The organism is Oleomonas cavernae (genome assembly GCF_003590945.1).
Classification (GTDB): Bacteria; Pseudomonadota; Alphaproteobacteria; order Zavarziniales; family Zavarziniaceae; genus Zavarzinia; species Zavarzinia cavernae.
Genome location: NZ_QYUK01000008.1, coordinates 272,615 through 291,716, shown reverse-complemented (window position 1 = coordinate 291,716; position 19,102 = coordinate 272,615). Strand labels below are relative to the sequence as shown.

General features: G+C 67.6%; 17 protein-coding genes. 13 read left to right on the top strand and 4 right to left on the bottom strand.

From position 1 onward, the window contains the following. Positions 1-15 precede the first annotated feature (15 nt). From D3874_RS01605 to D3874_RS01585, 5 genes are all read left to right on the top strand, one after another. A complete protein-coding gene (locus D3874_RS01605) occupies positions 16-756 on the top strand; it encodes a DUF6065 family protein (protein WP_119775742.1) in 741 nt (246 codons plus the stop codon). Positions 757-850: 94 nt separating this feature from the next. Continuing rightward, complete coding sequence (locus D3874_RS01600) at positions 851-1,951, top strand: efflux RND transporter periplasmic adaptor subunit (protein WP_119775740.1); 1,101 nt, start codon at positions 851-853, stop codon at positions 1,949-1,951. A gap of 4 nt (positions 1,952-1,955) precedes the next feature. Then, positions 1,956-5,033, top strand: a complete 3,078-nt coding sequence (locus D3874_RS01595) for an efflux RND transporter permease subunit (protein WP_119775738.1) — start codon at positions 1,956-1,958, stop codon at positions 5,031-5,033. A 214-nt stretch (positions 5,034-5,247) separates the two neighbouring features. Next, positions 5,248-7,362 (top strand): PQQ-dependent dehydrogenase, methanol/ethanol family, encoded by a 2,115-nt coding sequence (locus tag D3874_RS01590; RefSeq protein ID WP_119775736.1) that lies wholly within the window; start codon positions 5,248-5,250, stop codon positions 7,360-7,362. 88 nt (positions 7,363-7,450) lie between these two features. Continuing rightward, a complete protein-coding gene (locus D3874_RS01585) occupies positions 7,451-8,044 on the top strand; it encodes an EF-hand domain-containing protein (RefSeq protein ID WP_158595769.1) in 594 nt (197 codons plus the stop codon). Between the two features lie 166 nt (positions 8,045-8,210). Here the strand turns inward: D3874_RS01585 and D3874_RS01580 are convergent, their stop codons facing one another. Further along, entirely contained in the window at positions 8,211-8,738 is a 528-nt protein-coding gene (locus D3874_RS01580) for a cytochrome b/b6 domain-containing protein (protein WP_119775734.1), read from the bottom strand. 112 nt (positions 8,739-8,850) lie between these two features. Further along, positions 8,851-9,120 (bottom strand): PepSY domain-containing protein, encoded by a 270-nt coding sequence (locus D3874_RS01575; protein WP_119775732.1) that lies wholly within the window; start codon positions 9,118-9,120, stop codon positions 8,851-8,853. 101 nt (positions 9,121-9,221) lie between these two features. Here D3874_RS01575 and D3874_RS01570 point away from each other — a divergent pair, with 101 nt between their 5' ends. From D3874_RS01570 to D3874_RS01555, 4 genes are read left to right on the top strand one after another with little or no spacing between them, the layout of a single operon-like run. Further along, positions 9,222-9,896 (top strand): response regulator transcription factor, encoded by a 675-nt coding sequence (locus D3874_RS01570; protein WP_119775730.1) that lies wholly within the window; start codon positions 9,222-9,224, stop codon positions 9,894-9,896. Next, positions 9,893-10,441 carry a hypothetical protein gene (locus D3874_RS01565; RefSeq protein WP_119775728.1) on the top strand — a complete coding sequence of 183 codons (549 nt, stop codon included), beginning with the start codon at positions 9,893-9,895 and terminating at the stop codon, positions 10,439-10,441. Before D3874_RS01570 ends, D3874_RS01565 begins: the two co-directional genes overlap by 4 nt. After that, the gene (locus D3874_RS01560) at positions 10,390-10,923 is read left to right on the top strand and encodes a histidine kinase dimerization/phospho-acceptor domain-containing protein (RefSeq protein WP_119775726.1); all 534 of its coding nucleotides are present in this window, start codon (positions 10,390-10,392) and stop codon (positions 10,921-10,923) included. Before D3874_RS01565 ends, D3874_RS01560 begins: the two co-directional genes overlap by 52 nt. After that, the gene (locus D3874_RS01555; protein WP_119775724.1) at positions 10,866-11,258 is read left to right on the top strand and encodes a sensor histidine kinase; all 393 of its coding nucleotides are present in this window, start codon (positions 10,866-10,868) and stop codon (positions 11,256-11,258) included. Before D3874_RS01560 ends, D3874_RS01555 begins: the two co-directional genes overlap by 58 nt. Before the next feature lie 7 nt (positions 11,259-11,265). Here D3874_RS01555 and D3874_RS01550 read toward each other — a convergent pair whose 3' ends face one another. After that, positions 11,266-11,517, bottom strand: coding sequence for a DUF1127 domain-containing protein (locus D3874_RS01550; RefSeq protein ID WP_119775723.1), 252 nt, complete (start codon positions 11,515-11,517; stop codon positions 11,266-11,268). Between the two features lie 115 nt (positions 11,518-11,632). Between D3874_RS01550 and gcvA the strand changes: the two genes are divergently transcribed. Continuing rightward, on the top strand, positions 11,633-12,517 hold the full coding sequence (gcvA, locus tag D3874_RS01545; RefSeq protein WP_119775721.1) for a transcriptional regulator GcvA: 885 nt from the start codon (positions 11,633-11,635) through the stop codon (positions 12,515-12,517). A gap of 150 nt (positions 12,518-12,667) precedes the next feature. On the opposite strand, the gene D3874_RS01540 is transcribed toward gcvA, so the two are convergent. Next, entirely contained in the window at positions 12,668-13,018 is a 351-nt protein-coding gene (locus D3874_RS01540; RefSeq protein WP_119775719.1) for a RidA family protein, read from the bottom strand. Positions 13,019-13,277: 259 nt separating this feature from the next. On the opposite strand from D3874_RS01540, the gene D3874_RS01535 reads away from it, so the two are divergent. The 3 genes from D3874_RS01535 (at position 13,278) to D3874_RS01525 (ending at position 19,087) form a co-directional block, all read left to right on the top strand. After that, a complete protein-coding gene (locus D3874_RS01535; RefSeq protein ID WP_119775717.1) occupies positions 13,278-16,790 on the top strand; it encodes an indolepyruvate ferredoxin oxidoreductase family protein in 3,513 nt (1,170 codons plus the stop codon). A 61-nt stretch (positions 16,791-16,851) separates the two neighbouring features. Next, entirely contained in the window at positions 16,852-17,571 is a 720-nt protein-coding gene (locus D3874_RS01530; protein ID WP_119775715.1) for a histidine phosphatase family protein, read from the top strand. A 232-nt stretch (positions 17,572-17,803) separates the two neighbouring features. Next, a complete protein-coding gene (locus tag D3874_RS01525) occupies positions 17,804-19,087 on the top strand; it encodes a Fic family protein (protein ID WP_233559786.1) in 1,284 nt (427 codons plus the stop codon). Positions 19,088-19,102 lie beyond the last annotated feature (15 nt).

Here is a 19,102-nt window from a genome sequence, read left to right as displayed (position 1 = left end):
TTCCAGGGTCTGCTCATGCGTCTCGTCTGCTATACCATCGGGGACCACAAGCCGTTGATCAGGGTGGCCCCGGCCACGCGCGACTGGATGGACGGCACGCCGCTGTCCTTCGCCTATCGCTGCCTGCCCCTGAACATCGCCAATGCCCATGGCTGGGAGCTGTTGTGCCCGGCCCGCATCGAGGCGGTGTGGAACGGGGGCAAGGAGCCCACCTCGGTCAAGGTGACCGGCCCGGGCGCGGGGCAGGTGGCGATCGGCCACTTCGGCTCAGGGATCCTGACCTTCCACGTCCATTCGCTGTTCGTGACCGAGCCGGGCTGGAACCTCTATGTCACGGGGTCCCCCAACGAGGCCAAGCACGGCCTGGTGCCCCTGACCGGGATCATCGAGACCGATTGGTCGGCGGCGACCTTCACCATGAACTGGCGCTTCACGGCGCCCGGCATTCCCGTGGTGTTCGAGGAAGGAGAGCCCTTCGCCTTCCTGTTCCCGGTGCCGCGCGGCATGGTCGAAGCGGTCGAGCCCGAGGTCATGCGCCTGGCCGACGAGCCGGATCTGCTGGCCGCCTTCAAGGAATGGTCGGACGGGCGCAACAAGTTCCTGAAGGACCTGCCGGTCCAGGGCACCGAGGCCAATCGCCAGGGCTGGCAGAAGACCTATTTCCAGGGCCGCAACAGCGAGGGTGGCAAAGGCATTCCCGATCACCAGACCAAGCTGAAGTTGAAGCCTTTCGGGCCGAAGCGGCCCAAGGACTGACGGCGGATGCATCAGCGGTTGCGGCTGTGCCGCTGGTTGTGCGATTTTGTCGACCGCCCGGTACACCGGGCAGGGATAACAAGGTCTGCGTACAATGAAAAAAAGCACCGCAGCAGCCGTCATCATCATCGCAGGCGCCGTTGCTGCAGCAGCCTGGTGGCAATTCGGCCGTGATGCTGCGCCCCCGGCGCAGGCCGGCTGGAACATGGGCCCCGTGCCGGTGGTCGCCGCCCCGGTGACCGTGGCCGAGGCGATCGAGACCATCCGCGCCGTCGGCAATACCGAGGCCAATGCCGCGATCATCGTCGCCTCGGAGATCGAGGGACGGCTGAGGTCGCTGACCGCGCAGGAGAATGCCTTCGTCGACACCGGCGCGGTCATCGCCGAACTCGACGACGGGCTCTATCAGGCGCAATTGTCCCAGGCCCTGGCGGAACTGGCCGTCGCCAAGTCGAACTATGCCCGGGCCGACAAGCTGGGCGATCGCGGCTTTGGCACCGGGCGCGAGCGCGACGAGGCACTGGCGGCGTTGCGCACGGCCGAGGCCGCGGTCGCCACCGCCCAGACCCTGATCGGCAAGACCAAGCTGGTCGCACCTTTCCCCGGCAAGCTGGGCCTGTGGAAGGTCAGCCCCGGCGCCTATCTCGATACCGGCACGGCGATCACCAACCTCGAGAACACCCAGGTCATCAAGGTCGATTTCCGCGTGCCCGAGCGGGTGCTGGCCCGTGTCGCCATCGGCCAGGCGATCCGCCTGACCGTCGATGCCATGCCGGGCGAGGTTTTCAGCGGCGAGATCTTCGCGATCGATCCGCGTGTCGATGCCGCCGGCCGCTCGCTGCTGGTCCGTGCCCGCGTGCCCAATGACGATCAGCGCCTGCACCCGGGCATGTTCGCCCGCGTCGAGCTGATCGTCGAGAAGCGCCCGAACGCGGTCTTCGTGGAGGAGCGCGCGCTGGTCTCGCAAGGCAGTGACCGCTTCGTGTTCAAGGTGGTCGAGGGCAAGGCGGTATTCGTCAAGGTAACCCTCGGCGTTCGCCATGAAGGCCTGGTCGAGGTCCGCGAGGGGCTGGCGCCAGGCGATGTCGTGGTCCTGGATGGTCAGCTCAAGCTGGGCCCCGATACGCCGGTGCAACTGATCGACCTGGCGCCCGTCGCCGGCCAGGCGCCCGGCGCCGTTCCGAACGGGGGCTGATGCCATGAGCCTGTCCGAACTCTGCATCCGCCGGCCGATCTTCGCCACCGTCCTGTCGATCGTGCTGATCCTGATCGGCTTCATGGCCTATTCGCGCCTGACGTTGCGCGAATATCCCAAGATCGACGAGCCGGTGATCAACATCGAGACCACCTATCGCGGGGCCTCGGCCGAGATCATCGAAAGCCAGGTGACCCAGCCGATCGAAGAGGCGCTGTCGGGCATCGAGGGCATCGAATACCTGTCCTCGGCCAGCAAGCAGGAGATGAGCCAGGTCACCATCCGCTTCCGGCTGGACCGCGATGTCGATGCCGCCGCCGCGGACGTGCGCGATCGCATCGGCCGGGCGCGCGGCGACCTGCCGACCGAGATCGAGGAGCCGGTGATCTCCAAGGTCGAGGCCGATGCGACGCCGATCATGTTCCTCGGCATGACCTCGGACCGCCACAACGAGCTGGTGATCTCGGACGTGGCCGACCGCCTGGTCAAGGATCGCCTGCAGACCCTGCCCGGCGTGGCCGAGGTGCGGGTGTTCGGCGAGCGCCGCTATGCCATGCGCATCTGGCTCGATCCGGCCAAGCTCGCCGCCTACGAGGTGACGACCCAGGATGTCGAGGATGCGCTGCGGGCCCAGAATGTCGAGGTTCCCGGGGGCCGCATCGAGGCCCGCGACCGCGAGATGACGGTGACCTCCGATACCTCGATCGCCTCGCCCGAGCGCTTCGAGGCCATCATCATCCGCGAGGTCGAAGGCTATCCGGTGCGCATCGGCGATATCGGCCGCGCTCGTATCGAAGCCGAAGACACAAGGGTGAACTTCCGCATCAACGGCAAGACCGCGGTCGGCGTCGGCGTGATCAAGCAGTCGACCGCCAACCCGCTCGACGTCAGCAAGGCGGTGACCGAGGCGGTTCCCGGCATTCTCGACGCGCTGCCCCAGGGCATGACCCTGAAGGTCAACTACGACTCCAACGTCTTCATCGAACGCTCGATCGATGCCGTGATCGATGCCATCGGCGAGGCGGTGGCCCTGGTCATCATCGTCATCTTCATTTTCCTGCGCAGCCTGCGCGCGACCCTGATCCCGCTCGTCACCATCCCGGTGTCGCTGATCGGCGCCTTTTCGCTGATGCTGCTGTTCGGCTTCAGCATCAATACCCTGACCCTGCTGGCGGTGGTGCTGGCCGTCGGCCTGGTGGTCGACGATGCGATCGTGGTGATGGAGAACATCGCCCGCCATGTCGAGGCGGGCATGCCGCCCTTCCGCGCCGCCCTGCAGGGCAGCCGCGAGATCGTCTTCGCGGTCATCGCCATGACCCTGACCCTGGTCGCCGTGTTCACGCCGGTCGCCTTCCAGGAAGGCCGCACCGGCAAGCTGTTCATGGAATTCGCCCTGACCCTGGCCGGCGCGGTGCTGATCTCCGGCTTTGTCGCGCTGACCCTGTCGCCCATGATGTCGTCGCTGATCCTGCGTCACCAGGACAATCACGGGCGTCTTTACAAGGCGTTCGAGCGGGGCTTCCAGGCGCTCAATACCGGCTACCGGCGGGCCCTTGCGGCCGCTTTGCAGGCGCCGGCCCTGGTGATCGCCGCCATGGTCGTGGTCGGCCTGGGCGGTTTCATCATGCTCTCCGGGCTCGATTCCGAACTCAGCCCGTCGGAGGACCGCGGCCTGGTCTTCGCGGTGATGCTGGGGCCGGAGGGCGCCACCATCGATTACACCACCGATTATGCCAAGCGCATGGAGGGGATCCTGTCGGCCGTGCCGGAAGTCGAGACGGTGGTGATGATTCCCGGCATCGAGACGGTCAATCAGGCGATCGCCCCGATCGTGCTGACCGACTGGTCGAACCGCAGCCGGTCGCAGCAGGCGATCGCCGCCGAACTGGGCGGCCCGTTCTTCGGCCTGCCCGGGGTGATGGCCTTCCCGATCAACCCGCCGTCGCTGGGCCAGGGCTTCATCGATCGTCCGGTCAGCTTCGTGGTGCAGACCTCGGGCAGTTACGAGGAACTCGACGCCATGACCAACGCCCTGGTGGCCGAGGTCATGAAGAGCCCGATCTTCACCAATGTCGATTCCGACCTGAAGCTGAACAAGCCGGAACTGCGCATCGAGCTCGACCGCGACAAGGCCTCCAACATCGGCCTCGATGTCGAGCAGGTGGGCCGCACCCTGGAAAGCCTGCTGGGCGGCCGCCAGGTCACCCGCTACAAATATGCCGGCAAGCAGTATGACGTGATCGTGCAGATCGAGACCGACGAGCGGCGCCGGCCCGACGACATCGATGCGATCTATGTCCGCGGCGGCGACGGCGCGACCATGATCCCCCTGTCGAACGTCGTCACCTTGAAGGAGACGACGGCGCCGCGCGACCTCAACCATTTCAACAAGCTGCGCGCCGCGACCATTTCCGGCTCGGTCTCGCCCGGTTACACCCTGGGCGAAGCGCTGGACTATCTCGATGCCGCGGCCGAGCGCATCCTGCCCAATACGGCGCAGGCCGACCTGTCGGGCATCAGCCGGGAATACCGCACCTCCTCGGGCGGTGCCTACATCACCTTCCTGCTGGCCATCGCCTTCATCTTCCTGGTGCTGGCGGCGCAGTTCGAAAGCTGGGTCGATCCCTTCATCATCATGTTGAGCGTGCCGCTGGCCGTGGCCGGCGCGCTGCTCACCCTGCTGATCACCGGGGGCACCCTGAACGTCTACAGCCAGATCGGCCTCGTCACCCTGGTCGGCCTGATCACCAAGCACGGCATCCTGATCGTCGAATTCTCCAACCAGATCCGCGACGAGGGCAAAGCCAAGATCGACGCGGTGATCGAGGCGGCCACCCTGCGCCTGCGCCCCATCCTGATGACCACCGGCGCCATGGTCCTGGGCGCCGTGCCGCTGGCCCTGGCCACGGGGGCAGGGGCCGAAAGCCGCCAGCAGATCGGCTGGGTGATCGTCGGCGGCATGAGCTTCGGCACCCTGCTGACCCTGTTCGTGGTGCCCACCATGTACCTGCTCCTAGCCCGGCCGCGCCGCTGGCAGGAGGACGAGCCCTTCACCACGGTGCAGCGCCAGCCGGCAGAATAGCAAAGTCTCCCCTCCGCCCATTGGGGGGAGGGGCCGGGGGAGGTGGGCAGGCCGGGTCTTGACGCCCGCGACCTCCTCACCCCGCCCTCTCCTCCCGTGGAGGAGAGGGAGTTTTTTTCCACAAAGTTGACGCCTTGTTCACCATTGCCGGATGGCAAAGGCGGCGCTACCGTGCGCATCCCTATAAGAAAACAAAATAGGGGAGGAGATCTTGTTGCACAGCCGCACCCGTGGCGCCGCTCTGGTGGCGCTCGCCTGTTCCGCCTTGTTTGCCAGTATCGCCCTGGCGGATATCCCACCCCCGCCGCCCCCGAGTGCCGCGGCCGTCGATGGCCCTCGAATCGTCGGAGCTGATCGCGAGCCGGGCAACTGGATGAGCCATGGGCGCACCTATTCCGAACAGCGTTACAGCCCGCTCGACCAGATCAACGCCGGCAACGTGAAGCAACTGGGCCTGGCCTGGTCCTACGACACCGGCGGCAACCGTGGTCACCATGCGACGCCGATCGTGGTCGACGGGGTCATGTATGTGACCGCGCCCTGGTCGATCGTGACCGCGCTCGATGCGCGCACCGGCAAGGAATTGTGGACCTATGATCCCGAGGTGCCCAAGGAATACGGCAAGTTCGCCTGCTGCGACGTGGTCAACCGCGGCGTCGCGGTGTGGCAGGGCAAGGTCTATTCGGGCACCCTGGACGGCCGCCTGGTGGCGCTGGACGCTGCGACCGGCAAGGTCGCCTGGGCAATCGACACCAAGGCAGGCGAAGGCCCCTGGCCCTACACCATCACCGGCGCGCCGCGCGTGGTCAAAGGCAAGGTGATCATCGGCAACGGCGGCGCCGAATACGGCGTGCGCGGCTATTTCACCGCCTATGATGCCGCCACGGGTAACAAGCTGTGGCGCTTCTACACCGTCCCCGGCGATCCGGCGAAACCCTTCGAGAGCCCGGAGATGGAAGCGGCGGCCAAGACCTGGACCGGCGAGTGGTGGAAGGTGGGCGGCGGTGGCACGGCCTGGGATTCCATGGCCTATGACCCCGACCTCAACCTGCTCTACGTCGGCACCGGAAACGGTTCGCCCTGGGCCCGCCATGTCCGCAGCCCGGGCGGCGGCGACAATCTGTTCCTGTCGTCGATCCTGGCGATCGATCCCGATACCGGCCGCATGAAGTGGTACTACCAGACGACACCCGGCGATACCTGGGATTACACCGCGACCCAGCACCTGATTCTGGCCGAGCTGACGATCGAGGGCAAACCCCGCAAGGTCATCATGCAGGCGCCCAAGAACGGCTTCTTCTACGTCCTCGACCGCGAGACCGGCAAGCTGCTCTCGGCCGACAAATATGTCCAGGCGACCTGGGCGACCCATGTCGACCTGGCAACCGGCCGGCCGGTCGAAAACCCGGAAGCCAGCTGGGCCGAGAAGCCGGCGCTGGTCTATCCCTCCGCCATCGGCGGCCACAACTGGCAGCCGATGTCGTTCAGCCCCAAGACCGGGCTGGTCTATATCCCGACCCAGGAAATCCCCGGCCTCTACACGCCCGAGGCCAAGTTCGTCTATCACCGCAAGCAGTGGAACACCGGTTCGGACAATGCGCCGCTGATCGATGCGCCCCCTGAGTCGGTGTCGGGCGCGCTGATCGCCTGGGATCCGGTGGCGCGCAAGGAAGCCTGGCGGGCCAAGCTGTGGGGCCCGTGGAACGGCGGCGTGCTCTCGACCGCGGGCGACCTGGTGTTCCAGGGCACCAGCGACGGCAAGTTCATCGCCTATGATGCGCGCACCGGCGAGCGGCTGTGGTGGGCCCCGGCCCAGACCGGCATCCAGGCCGCCCCCATCACCTATACCGTCGACGGCCAGCAGTACGTCACGGTCGTGGCGGGTTACGGCGGCGCCTATGCGCTCGCCTTCGGCCGCGCCGCCAAGACCTCGGACCTGCCCAACATCGGCCGGGTGCTGACCTTCAAGGTGGGCGGCACGGCGCAATTGCCGCCCCAGGACCTGGCCGCCGCGATCCCGCCGCCGCCGGCCCACACGGCGCCGGCCGAACAGATCGCCAAGGGTGAGGTGCTCTATGCCCAGTATTGCGCGGTCTGCCACGGCATCGGCGCGGTCTCGGGCGGCGTGCTGCCGGACCTGCGCCATGCCGGCCCGGTGATCCACGAGTCCTGGAAGGAAATCGTGCTGGGCGGCATGCTGAAGGACAATGGCATGGTCAGCTTCGCCGACGTCTTCTCGGACGCTGATGCCGATGCGATCCATGCCTATGTGATCAAGCGGGCGCACGAGGGCGACGTGCCGGGCGGTACCCCGGCCAAGGCCAACTAGGATGCCGGGGGCGGCAGGCATTCGCGTGCTTGCCGCCCCGGCCCCCGCTCCCTAGGATCGAGCGCCGTTAACCATGTCGAGGGGGCACATGCTGCGACGAGAGCGCTGGGTATTGATCTTGCTGGCCGTCGCCCTGCCGCTGGCCGGTTGTGGCAAGCCGCGGGCGGTCTACCTTGCCGGCCCGCCGTCGACCCTGGCGGGCGAGCCGCTGGTGGACGATCCCGATGCCAGTTGCGCCCAGGCCGTCGGCGCCTGGTTCGCCCGGGCCGACACCAACAAGGACGGCGTCCTCGATCTGGCCGAGGCCCGCACCGATGCCCAGCGCTTCTTCAAGGCCGTCGACGCCGATGGCAGTGCCTATATCACGCCGGACGAACTCACCGACTATCGGGCGAAGGTCTATCCGGCCCAGTACCGGGGTGCCCTGTCGACACCGCCGCCACCCTCCAAGCCGGCGCCCAAGACGCCGGGCGGCAGCGAATTGCCCGATCCCGAACATCGCCGCTTCCAGATGACCCCGGCCACCGCCGACCCGGTCATGGCGGCCGACCAGAATCTCGACTTCAGGGTCACGGAGGATGAATTCATCGCCAAGATGGCCGAACGCGGCGGGCGCCTCGATGCCGATCACGACGGCAAGGTCAGCCGCGACGAGGTGCTGGCGTCCTGCCAGAGCCGGTAGCGGAAACGGCGAGCCCTGTACCCGTCGTGAGGGCAGGGGTGACGGGCACAGGGCCGCCGATCTGTCCGTGCAACGTCGCCCGGACAGATTCAGATGAGGATCAACGCATCCTTCCCGCAGACAATGCCGCAGCAAGCTGACGGCAACCTGACGGGTTGAGGCACATTCAGGCCCGCTTGCGCCCGGTGACCATGGCGCGGACCAGGTTTTCGCCGTGGCGCAGGCTGGCGACCAGGACGCCGGCCAGGTGCAGGCCGATGCAGACGAGCAGGCCGTTGGCCAGAACCTCGTGCAGGCCCTCGATCAGGTCGTTGCCGAAGAAGCGATCGGTCGTCGACAGCCAGCCGGTCGCGCCCGTGGCCGCGATCAGGGCGATCAGCACCAGGATCATCAGGCCGCCGGCAGGATTGTGGCCGATATAGCGGCGGGCCGAGCCGCGGGCTTCATCGATCACGTGATGCAGACCGACCTGCGGGGCGCGCACGAAATCGGTGAACCGCGCATAGCGGGTGCCGATGAAACCCCAGACGAGCCGCGCGGCGACCAGGCCCAGGGCGGCATAGCCCGCCCATTGGTGCAGGCCTTCGCCTTCTTCCGAAAGCCAGGCGATCGCGATCGCTGTGACCAGCGACCAGTGGAAAAAGCGCACGAAGGGATCCCAGACGCGGATCATCTGTCGGCTGGTTTGAGTCATGTCGGCAATCCAATATCGGGAGAACCGGCGAGCCCTGTACCCGCAGGGGGAACGGGTACAGGGCCGCCGTGCTGCCCGGGCCGAGGGGGAACCCGGGCAGGATCGTCAGGGCTCAGTAGGTCTTGGTCTTCACCGTCTCGCCGGTCCAGGGCGAGATATAGAGTTCGACCTTCTTGCCGGCGGCGTCGGTGCCCTTGATTTCATAGCAGCCGTCTTCCGTGCCGAACTTCTTGATCTTGTAGCCCTTGCCTTCGTAGGCGGCCTTGATCGCGGATTCGGGTTTCTTCTCGCCGGTGCCGGTGCAAAGGTCCTTGGCATAGGCGCCGCCGGCGGACAGGCAGGTAACGGCGACGAGTGCGGTAACAGTCAGCAGGCGGTGCATCGGGGGCTCCTGAAATCATTGCGGCGGTCTTGCCGGCAGGGCGAAGATCGCCGATCAAGCTGACTGGAAGCTGACGGCGGCAAATTTTCGGTGGTCGGGACATGCGGGTACTTCTGGTGGAAGACGACAGCGAGTTGGGGCCGGTGGTCGCCGACAATCTGCGGCGCGACGGCTTTACCGTGGACCTGGCGCCAAGCCTGGCCGACGCCGTCGACCTGGCGCGGCTCGGCCGGTTCGACATTGCCGTCCTCGACCGCCGCCTGCCTGACGGCGATGGCCTCAGCCTGGTGCCGGTGCTGCACCGGTTGCAGCCGGGCCTGCCGATCCTGGCGTTGACCGCGCGCGACGCCAGCGGCGACCGGGTCGATGGCCTGAACGCCGGCGCCGACGACTATATGGGCAAGCCCTTCGTCCAGGCCGAACTGGTGGCCCGGCTGCGCGCCCTGCTGCGGCGGCCGCGCGACCTGGCGGCAACGGTCGTATCGTCGGGCAATCTCGCCTTCGATACGACCAGTCACGAATTGTTGGTCGACGGCAGGCCGCTGGCCCTGTCGCGCCGGGAACTGGCCCTGGCCGAACTGCTGCTGCGCCGGGCCGGCCGCGTGGTGCAGAAGGCCAACGCCCTCGATGCCCTCTATGGGCTCGACGAGGCGGTCGAGCCCAACGCCCTCGAGGCCGTGGTCTCGCGCTTGCGCCGCCGCCTGGCCGAGGCCCAAGCCACGGTCGAGATCACCACCGTGCGCGGTGTCGGCTATGTCCTCGACGGTGTGACATGAGGCAGCCCAGCCTTGCGCGCCGCCTGTCCTGGGCGCTGGTCCTGGCCAACGTCCTCGCCTTTCTGGGGATCTCCTCGGCCTTTGTCTTCATCGGCCTGTCCGGGCGCGAGGACGAGCTGATCTACGCGCTCGACCGGGCCTCGGCCACGCTGGGCGGTGCCGTGGCGCTCGATGACCGGCAGCGCCCGATGATCGACCCCGGCGACGAGGCTTGGACGGCGACACGGACGGATATCCGCGGCCTGCGCTTCCTGGTCTTCGACCCGGCGGCCGGGGCCTTCGTGCCCGGCTCCGACCCCGAGCTGATCGAGGCGCTGGGCGACGTCTGGCTGCAGGGCTGGGACGAGGCGCATTTCAAGGTGACGCTGCCCGACGGCCGGACCGTGCGAGGCAGCCTGGCCACGGTCGTGGTCGCAGGCCGTCCCCTGCGCCTCGCCGTGGCGGGCGGCGAGGCCGGCGGCCTGCATGATTTCTGGTACTGGCTGGGGACGAGTTGCTGCGCGAGGTTCTGCCGGCAGTGCTGCCGGTCCTGGCCGTTTCGCTGATCGTCGCCCTGGCCGCGGTTCGCCGCGGCATGGCGCCGGTGAAGGCCGTGGCCGAAGCCCTGGTCGGGTTGGACCCGGCGCGCAGCAAGGTCAAGCTGGAACGCGACGCGGTGCCCAGCGAGATCGTGCCCCTGGTCGATGCCGTCAACGCCTCGCTGGAGCGGGTTCGGGAGGCTTTCGAGCACGAACGGCGCTTTCTGGCCGATGCGGCCCACGAGTTGCGTACCCCGATCGCGGTGCTGCGGGCGCGGGTCGACGGCCTCGACGACCGGGCCACCGCCGCGCGCCTGGCGGCGGATGTCGATCGCCTGGGGCATATTGTCGGCCGCCTGCTGACCCGGGCGCGGATCGAGCAGGACAAGGCCCGCTGGCGCCGGTCGACATCGTCGCGCTGGCGCGCGACGTCGTCGCCGAATGCGCACCGATGGCCTTTGCGGCGGGGCGCGATATCGAACTGCAGGCAGCACTCGCCGGGCCACTGACGATCGACGGCGATCGCGACGCGCTGGCCGAGGCCCTGCGCAATCTGATCGGCAATGCGGTGCATTTCACGGCCCCGGCGACGGTGGTGGAGATTGCCGTCGAGAAGGCCGACACGGTCGTCATCGAGGTTCGGGATCGGGGGCCGGGCCTGCCGGACAAGAGTGTCGGCGACCTGTTCGCGCCCTTCGTCAGCAGCCGGGCCAGCGGCTCGGGTCATGCCGGGCTGGGCCTTGCCATCGTTGCCGCGGCTGCCCGGCGTCACGGCGGCCGGGCCGAGGCTGTGCCCCGGCCCGGCGGCGGTGCCGTGTTCCGGCTGGTGCTGCCACTGCCCTGAGGGCCGCTCAGCCGCGCCGCGGATCGCGCGGTTCGGTCGCCTGCCAGGGCGCGAGGTAGTGGCCCAGCACGGTCGCCCGGTCGACGCCGATGTCGTGCAGGACGTGGTTGTCCTGGGTCAGCAGATAGGCCATCGCCCGGCGCTGCTCCCGCGCCGCCTGGTAGCGGTGCCAGAGCTGGACGAGACGGCTGCCCAGGCTGCTGCGAGCGGCGGGGACGGTGAAGGAGACGGAAGAGATCCTGTTAACCTGGTTCGACATGGCCTGAACTCCTTGGGTGTGCTGTATGGCCCTTGTTTTGCGCCAAAAATGCCATCTGCACAAAGGAGAAGGATTGAGGTAACCTGTGAATTGAGTTCACAGGTTGGCGAGCACGATGGACCGTCTTCCCCTCAATTCCCTGCGCGCTTTCGAAGCCGCCGCCCGGCACCTGAGCCTGACCCGCGCGGCCGAGGAATTGCGCCTGACCCACGGCGCCATCAGCCACCAGGTGCGGGCACTCGAGGCCCTGTTAGGCACCACCTTGTTCACCAGGCGCGGCCGCGGCGTGACGCTGACCGAACCCGGCGCCTATCTTGCCAATACCCTGGGCACGGCCTTCACCCAGATCAACCAGACCATGAACGCGGTGCGCCGCCAGGCGGTCGGCAATCTGACGATTTCGGTGCTCACCTCGTTTGCCGCGCGCTGGCTGGTGCCGCGGCTGGAACGCTTCCACGAGCAGCATCCCGAGATGGTCTTGAACCTGCAGACCAGCCGCGAACTGGTCGACCTGCACCGCGACGGGGTCGATCTGGCGGTGCGGGCCGGCAAGGGCAAGTACCCCGGCCTGGATATCGAATTCCTGATGGCGGAAAACCTGTTCCTGGTCGCCTCGCCCACGCTGGCCGGCGGCTTGCCCAAGACCCTGGACGACCTGCCCCGCTATACGCTGCTGCGCGATTCGTTCGACGATTGGGAAATGTGGTGCCGGGCGGCCGGGGTCGACATCAAGACCCTGAAATTCGGCACCGCGATCCAGGACTCGGCAGTGCTGCTCGATGTCGTCAGCGCGGGCGGCGGCATGGCGCTCGCCCGCAGCACGCTGGCCTCCCACGATCTGGCGGCCGGGCGCCTGGTCCGCCTGTTCGACGTCCAGGTGCCGGACGTCTTTTCCTACTGGGTGGTATGCCTGCCGGAACGGCGCGAGGAACCGGCGATCGCCAAGTTCCGCAACTGGCTGAAAGCCGAGGCGGCGGCATTCCAGTTGCCGGCGGCCTAGCGAATGGACTCCCTCGCCCCGCTTGCGGGGAGAGGGTGGGGTGAGGGGTCTCAATGGCCACAGCAATCGCCGATCGTCGGGCACCGGACGGGTCTCCAACACCCCTCACCCCAGCCCTCTCCCCGCAAGCGGGGCGAGGGAACAGGCTGTTCAGCGCGCGGCGACGACCTGGATTTCGACCGTGTACTGGGGTGCCACCAGCCGGGCCTCGATCGTGGCGCGCGCCGGGGTCGAACCGGGCACGACCCAGCCTTCCCACACGGCATTCAACTCGCCGAAGGCCGACAGGTCGGTCAGGTAGATGGTGGCCGAGAGCAGCTTGCTCTTGTCGGTACCGGCCTTGGCCAGCAGGCGGTCGATGCCGGCCAGGATCTCGCGGGTCTGTTCGGTCACCGACTTGCCGGCGTTCTCCTCGGCCACCTGGCCGGCCAGGAAGACGAGATTGCCATAGGCCACGGCCTGGGACATGCAGGCGCCGGGCTCGATACGTTCGATGGTCATAAAAAATCCTCAAGCGATGGAAGGCAGTTTTTTGCCGTCTCTGCCGCCGTTGGTCAAGGGTGCTCGCAATCCACTTGCCCGATCACCGTCCTGCACGAAACGATCTGTCGTTATCGGGCACGCGAATATTATTCGATTACTTAGCGACTATTTTCCAGCAACTGATCCGACATTCTATCATGTGGCGGCCGCCTCTTGCCTCGGGGCGCTTCCATGTCAATATGATCATGTAAGAAATAACGATCAGGGAGATGCCGACATGGCCGATGGCGCAGCTGCGCAAACCGTGCCCGTCGCAGCACCCGATCAGCGCGTCGGCCTCGACGACAAGTATCTGGCGCGCGACGGTCGCATCTATCTCAACGGCATGCAGGCGCTGGTGCGCCTGCTGCTGGAACAGCATCGCCGCGACGAGGCGGCGGGCCTGAACACGGCCGGTTTCGTCTCGGGCTATCGCGGCTCGCCCCTGGGCGGCTTCGATCTGGAAATCGGCAAGGCGAAACGCTTTCTCGAGCCGGCCCGGGTCCATTTCGTGCCCGGCGTGAACGAGGATCTGGCAGCGACCGCCCTGTGGGGCACGCAGCAGATCGCCCTGGGCAAGAAGCCCACGGTCGATGGCGTCTTCGGCGTGTGGTACGGCAAGGGCCCGGGCGTCGACCGCACCGGCGATGTGTTCAAGCACGCCAACCTGGCCGGCACCCATCCCCGCGGCGGCGTGCTGGCCATCGCCGGCGACGATCACACCTGCAAATCCTCGACCACCGCGCATCAGACCGAATATGCCTTCGTCGATGCCATGATCCCGGTGCTGGCCCCCTCGAGCCTGGCCGAGATCATCGACTTCGGCCTGGCCGGCATCGCCCTGTCGCGTTACACCGGCACCTGGGTGGCGCTCAAGGTGATCGCCGAGATTGCCGATACATCGGGCACCATCGCCGCCCGCCCCGCCTTCCAGGATTTCGTAACCCCCGGCGACTTCGCCCTGCCGCCCGAGGGCCTGCACATCCGCTGGCCCGACACCGCCCAGGCGCAGGAAGCCCGCCTCCACCTCTACAAGCTGCCGGCCGCCCTGGCGTTCGCCCGGGCCAACGGGTTCAACCGGCTGATCGAACGGGCGGACAAGCCGCGCCTGGGCATCGTCACCGCGGGCAAGGCCTTCGGCGACGTGCGCGAGGCCTTCGGCTTGCTGGGCCTGGACGAGGCGCGGCGCGGCGCCCTGGGCGTCTCGCTCTACAAGGTCGGCATGGTCTGGCCGCTGGAGCCTGTGGGCATCGCCGCCTTCGCCGCCGGCCACGCGGAAATCCTGGTGGTCGAGGAGAAGCGCCCGCTGATCGAGGGCCAGCTCAAGGATATCCTCTACAACCAGCCGCAGCGGCCCCGCATCACCGGCAAGAGCGACGAGGCCGGTCACACCCTGCTGAAAAGCCATGACGAGCTGTCGCCGCGCGAGATCGCGGTCGCCATCGGCCGCCGCCTGGTCGCCCTGACCGGCGACGAGGCCCTGGCCGCCCGGGTCGACCTGCTGGCCGGGCGCTTAAGCCCGGAGGCGGCGCCGGCCAAGCGCACGCCCTTCTTCTGTTCCGGCTGCCCGCACAATACCTCGACCCTGGTGCCCGAGGGCAGCCATGCCCATGCCGGCATCGGCTGCCACTACATGGCAACCTGGATGGACCGCGCGACCGAGACCTTCACCCACATGGGCGGCGAGGGGGCGAACTGGATCGGCATGGCGCCCTTCGTCGAGACCAAGCACATCTTCCAGAACCTGGGCGACGGCACCTATTTCCACTCGGGCCTGCTGGCCCTGCGCGCGGCGATCGCAGCCAAGGTGCCGGTGACCTACAAGATCCTCTACAACGATGCCGTGGCCATGACCGGTGGCCAGCATCACGACGGCCCCCTGTCGCCCGCCATCATCGCCCACCAGGTGCGGGCCGAAGGGGTCGAGACCATCGTCGTGGTCTCCGACGATATCGGCCGCCATGTCCAGTCCGACTATCCACCCCGCTGTACCTTCCACGACCGCAGCGAGATGGATGCGATCCAGCGCCGCCTGCGCGAGATGCCGGGCGTCACCATCATCATCTACGACCAGACCTGCGCGGCCGAGAAGCGGCGCCGGCGCAAACGCGGCCTGATGCCCGACCCAGCCCGCCGGGTGGTGATCAACGAGGCGGTGTGCGAGGGCTGCGGCGATTGCTCGGTCCAGTCCAACTGCCTGTCGATCACCCCGGTCGAGACCGAATTCGGCCGCAAGCGCCAGATCGACCAATCCTCGTGCAACAAGGATTTCTCCTGCCTCAAGGGTTTCTGCCCGTCCTTCGTCACGGTCGAAGGCGGCCAGTTGCGCCAGCCCCATCCCAAGGGCGGCGATGCCCCGGCCGACCAGCGCCTGCCCGAACCCAAACTGCCCGCCCTCGACCGGCCCTGGTCGATCCTGGGCGTGGGTGTCGGCGGCACGGGCATCGTCACCCTGGGTGCCCTGGTCGCCATGGCCGCCCATCTCGACGGCAAGCATGCGACCGTGCTCGACCAGACGGGCCTTGCCCAGAAATTCGGCGCGGTCAGCAGCCACATCCGCATCGCCGCCACGCCGGACGCGATCAAGGCCGTGCGTATTCCCGACGAGGGCGCCGACCTGCTGCTGGGCTGCGACATCGTCGTGGCGGCCGGGGCCGACGCCCGCGCCCGTTTGGCGCTCGACCATTCCGCCGCCATCATCAACACCCATGAAAGCGCCACGGCGGAATTCACCCACGATGCCGATGCCAAGCTGCCGGTCGATCGCCTGGTGGCCCTGGTCCGCCAGGGCTGCGGCACCGCCCCGGTCACCCTGGTTGACGCCACGGACCTGACCACCGACCTGACCGGCGATGCCCTGGCGACCAACCTGTTCATGCTGGGCATCGCCTATCAGCAGGGCCTGGTGCCGATCACCGCCCGGGCGATCGAGGCGGCCATCGCCTTGAACAAGACCGCGGCGGCGGACAATCGCCATGCCTTCCGCTGGGGCCGCCTGCACGTCCTGGAACCCCAGGCGATCGCCGCGGCCGTGGCCTCGGTCGAGCAGGATACGGTGCCGGCCTATCATCGCCGCTCCGCGACCCTGGACGAGACCATCGCCCGCCGCGCCGATTACCTCACCAAGTACCAGAATGCCGCCTATGCCGGCCGCTATGCCGCTGCCGTGGCAGCGCTCCGCCAGGCCGAGGCCAAGGTCATGCCCGGCCATGGCGAGCTTGCCCGCGCGGCGGCCGACGGCCTGTTCAAGGTCATGGCCTACAAGGATGAATACGAGGTCGCCCGGCTCTACACCGACGGCAGCTTCCAGCGCATGGTCGACGGCCTGTTCGAAGCCGGGCCCAAGCTGAAGGTCCACCTGAGCCCGCCCTTGCTGGCCCAGGTCGATCCGATCACGGGCCGGCCGGCCAAGCGTGCCTTCGGGCCCTGGGTCTTCGCCCTGTTCCGCGCCCTGAAGCATTTCAAGGGCCTGCGCGGCACCGCCTTCGATCCGTTCGGGCGCAGCGCCGAGCGCCGCCACGAGCGGGCCTTGCGCGACGAGTACCTGGATCTTGCGGCCGAAATCGCCGCCGGGCTGCGGCCCGACAACCACCTGGTCGCCGTCGCCCTGCTGGCCCAGCCGGCCAGGATCCGCGGCTTCGGTCCGGTGAAGGAGGCGGCGATGGCCCAGGCGGCGCTGGAGCGCAAGGGCCTGCTGGCCGCCTTCCGCAGCGACACCCCGCCCGACGCCCTGGCGCACGCGGCGGAATAGTCTTGGGCTGGATCGCCGGCGTGCGAGACCGTATTCTCGCGCGCCAAGGAAGAGTGTGCCCATGTTTCCGATCGATCCCGCCGCCAACCGCCGCCGCATCTACCTGCTGCGCCATGCCGAAGCCGCCTATATCGACGATGCCGGCCGCCGCACCACCGACAGCCGGCAGGTGCCGCTCACCACGCGCGGCCGGGCCGAGGCCGAGGCGATGCGCCAGGCCCTGGCCGATATCGCCTTCGACCGCGCCGTGGTCAGCGGCCTGCCCCGCACCCGCGAGACGGCGGGCATCGTCCTGACCGGCCGGGTCGCGCCGGCGGTCGAGGTGATGCCCGCCTTCGAGGAGATCGCGCCGGGCCATTTCAAGGACATGGACCCCGCCACCCTGTTCGACGATTTCACGCAAGGGTTGACGCGGGCCGCCACCCGGCCGGAGTCGCGCTTCCTGGGCGGCGAGCGCTTTGACGATTTCGCCGCCCGCGTGGTCCCGGCCTTCGAGGCGCTGGCGGTCTCCCCCGGCTGGAAGACCCTGCTGATGGTCGCCCATGGCGGCACCAACCTGGCGGCCCTGGGCTGGGCGGCCGGCATCGGCCTGCAAAGCTTCGCCGCCTTCGAGCAGGACAGCGGCTGCATGAACGTGATCGACCTCGACGTGGTCGAGGCCCGAGTTGTGCGCAAACTGGTGCGCGTGGTCAACCACACCCCGACCTCGCCGGTGAAGCACGGCCTGATCCTGACCACCATGGAAACCATGCTGAAAGCCTTCGCCGCCGCGAAGGATTAAAGTGTCTCGCGCTCAACCGGAGACATCGCCCGCCCGATTGGCCACAGAGGTGTTTGAGGCGCCGTGAAACTGCCTCGCTTCGATACTCCACCCGTCATGGCCGGGCGAAGTCCCGGCCATCCACGTCGCCAAGCTGCCTATGCCGTCAACAGAGGTGGCTCGTCCCGACGTGGATGACCGGGACAAGCCCGGTCATGACGATATTTGCAGGTTACAGCGCGCTGCCTATTAGGTGCCCGATGCGCCCGCGACCGCTGCCTTTCGCAAAGGCGGTTTCTTAATAAAGGAAAAGGCATTATCCTTTATTAGCGAATTGATGCTAATAAAGGATGAGGCGATCGTGGCGGGAGCATTCCCCGGGCGGCTGGGGACATATGTCGAGACATCCGTCGGCGGTGAAAAGGTTCGTGCCTTTGTGCCCGCGCCGTTGCCGCCCGACCCACCGCTCGATTTTGTCCAGTTCCTGACCCTCTATGACCGGGCGCGCGGCGCGATCGGCCGGCTTGATGGCGTCACCACCATCCTGCCCTCCGCCCCGCTTTTCCTGTTCATGTATGTCAGGAAAGAGGCGCTGTTGTCGTCGCAGATCGAGGGCACGCAATCTTCGCTCTCGGACCTGCTGCTGTTCGAGAACGATGAGATGCCGCAGGTCCCGCTCGACGACGTGACGGAGGTCTCAAATTATGTCGCGGCGGTCGAGCACGGCATGAAGCGCCTGCGCGGCGGCTTTCCCTTGTCGCTGCGCCTCTTGCGCGAGATGCACGAGATCCTGCTGAAGTCGGGCCACGGCGCCAACAAGCAAGCCGGGGAATTCCGGCGTTCGCAGAATTGGATCGGTGGCACCAGGCCGGGCAATGCCTTGTTCGTTCCGCCGCCGCCCCATCGCTTGGAGGGCTGTCTCGATGCCTTCGAACGCTTTCTCCATGAGGACGATCCGGCCTTGCCGCCGCTCATTCGCGCCGGCCTGGCGCATGTGCAATTCGAAACGATCCATCCCTTTCTGGACGGCAACGGGCGTCTCGGCCGCTTGCTGGTCACGCTGATGCTGTGCGATGCCGGTGCGCTGCGGGAGCCGGTCCTCTATCTCAGCCTGTTCCTGAAACGACGGCGCGACGACTACTACCGGCTGCTGCAGGAGGTGCGACAGGCCGGCGCCTGGGAGGCCTGGATGGAATTCTTCCTCACCGGTGTCGCCGAGACGGCCGAACAGGCCGCGGAAACGGCAAAGGAACTGATGGCGCTGTTTGACGCAGATCGCCTCGCCATCGCCGAGCGTGGCCGCGCGGCCGCATCGGCCCTGCGGGTCCACGAATTGATGCAGCGGCGCCCGCTGGTCACGGCCCCGGCCGCCGCCAGGGAGCTCAAGCTGTCGCTCCCGACCGTCGGCAAGGCCCTGGAACTGATGGTGTCGGCGGGCATCCTGCGCGAGACGACCGGCAAGCGCCGCAACCGCATCTTCGCCTATGCCAAATACCTGGCGCTGCTCGACAAGGGCACGGAGCCGCTGCCGGCCTGACGCGAAAACGGGGCC

Bases quoted from the DNA above. Each gene is read 5' to 3' on its own strand.
- D3874_RS01605 (WP_119775742.1), top strand. From the start codon at position 16: ATGCGTCTCGTCTGCTATACCATCGGGGACCACAAGCCGTTGATCAGG.
- D3874_RS01600 (WP_119775740.1), top strand. From the start codon at position 851: ATGAAAAAAAGCACCGCAGCAGCCGTCATCATCATCGCAGGCGCCGTT.
- D3874_RS01595 (WP_119775738.1), top strand. From the start codon at position 1,956: ATGAGCCTGTCCGAACTCTGCATCCGCCGGCCGATCTTCGCCACCGTC.
- D3874_RS01585 (WP_158595769.1), top strand. From the start codon at position 7,451: ATGCTGCGACGAGAGCGCTGGGTATTGATCTTGCTGGCCGTCGCCCTG.
- D3874_RS01580 (WP_119775734.1), bottom strand. From the start codon at position 8,738: ATGACTCAAACCAGCCGACAGATGATCCGCGTCTGGGATCCCTTCGTG.
- D3874_RS01575 (WP_119775732.1), bottom strand. From the start codon at position 9,120: ATGCACCGCCTGCTGACTGTTACCGCACTCGTCGCCGTTACCTGCCTG.
- D3874_RS01570 (WP_119775730.1), top strand. From the start codon at position 9,222: ATGCGGGTACTTCTGGTGGAAGACGACAGCGAGTTGGGGCCGGTGGTC.
- D3874_RS01565 (WP_119775728.1), top strand. From the start codon at position 9,893: ATGAGGCAGCCCAGCCTTGCGCGCCGCCTGTCCTGGGCGCTGGTCCTG.
- D3874_RS01555 (WP_119775724.1), top strand. From the start codon at position 10,866: ATGGCCTTTGCGGCGGGGCGCGATATCGAACTGCAGGCAGCACTCGCC.
- D3874_RS01550 (WP_119775723.1), bottom strand. From the start codon at position 11,517: ATGTCGAACCAGGTTAACAGGATCTCTTCCGTCTCCTTCACCGTCCCC.
- gcvA (WP_119775721.1), top strand. From the start codon at position 11,633: ATGGACCGTCTTCCCCTCAATTCCCTGCGCGCTTTCGAAGCCGCCGCC.
- D3874_RS01540 (WP_119775719.1), bottom strand. From the start codon at position 13,018: ATGACCATCGAACGTATCGAGCCCGGCGCCTGCATGTCCCAGGCCGTG.
- D3874_RS01535 (WP_119775717.1), top strand. From the start codon at position 13,278: ATGGCCGATGGCGCAGCTGCGCAAACCGTGCCCGTCGCAGCACCCGAT.
- D3874_RS01530 (WP_119775715.1), top strand. From the start codon at position 16,852: ATGTTTCCGATCGATCCCGCCGCCAACCGCCGCCGCATCTACCTGCTG.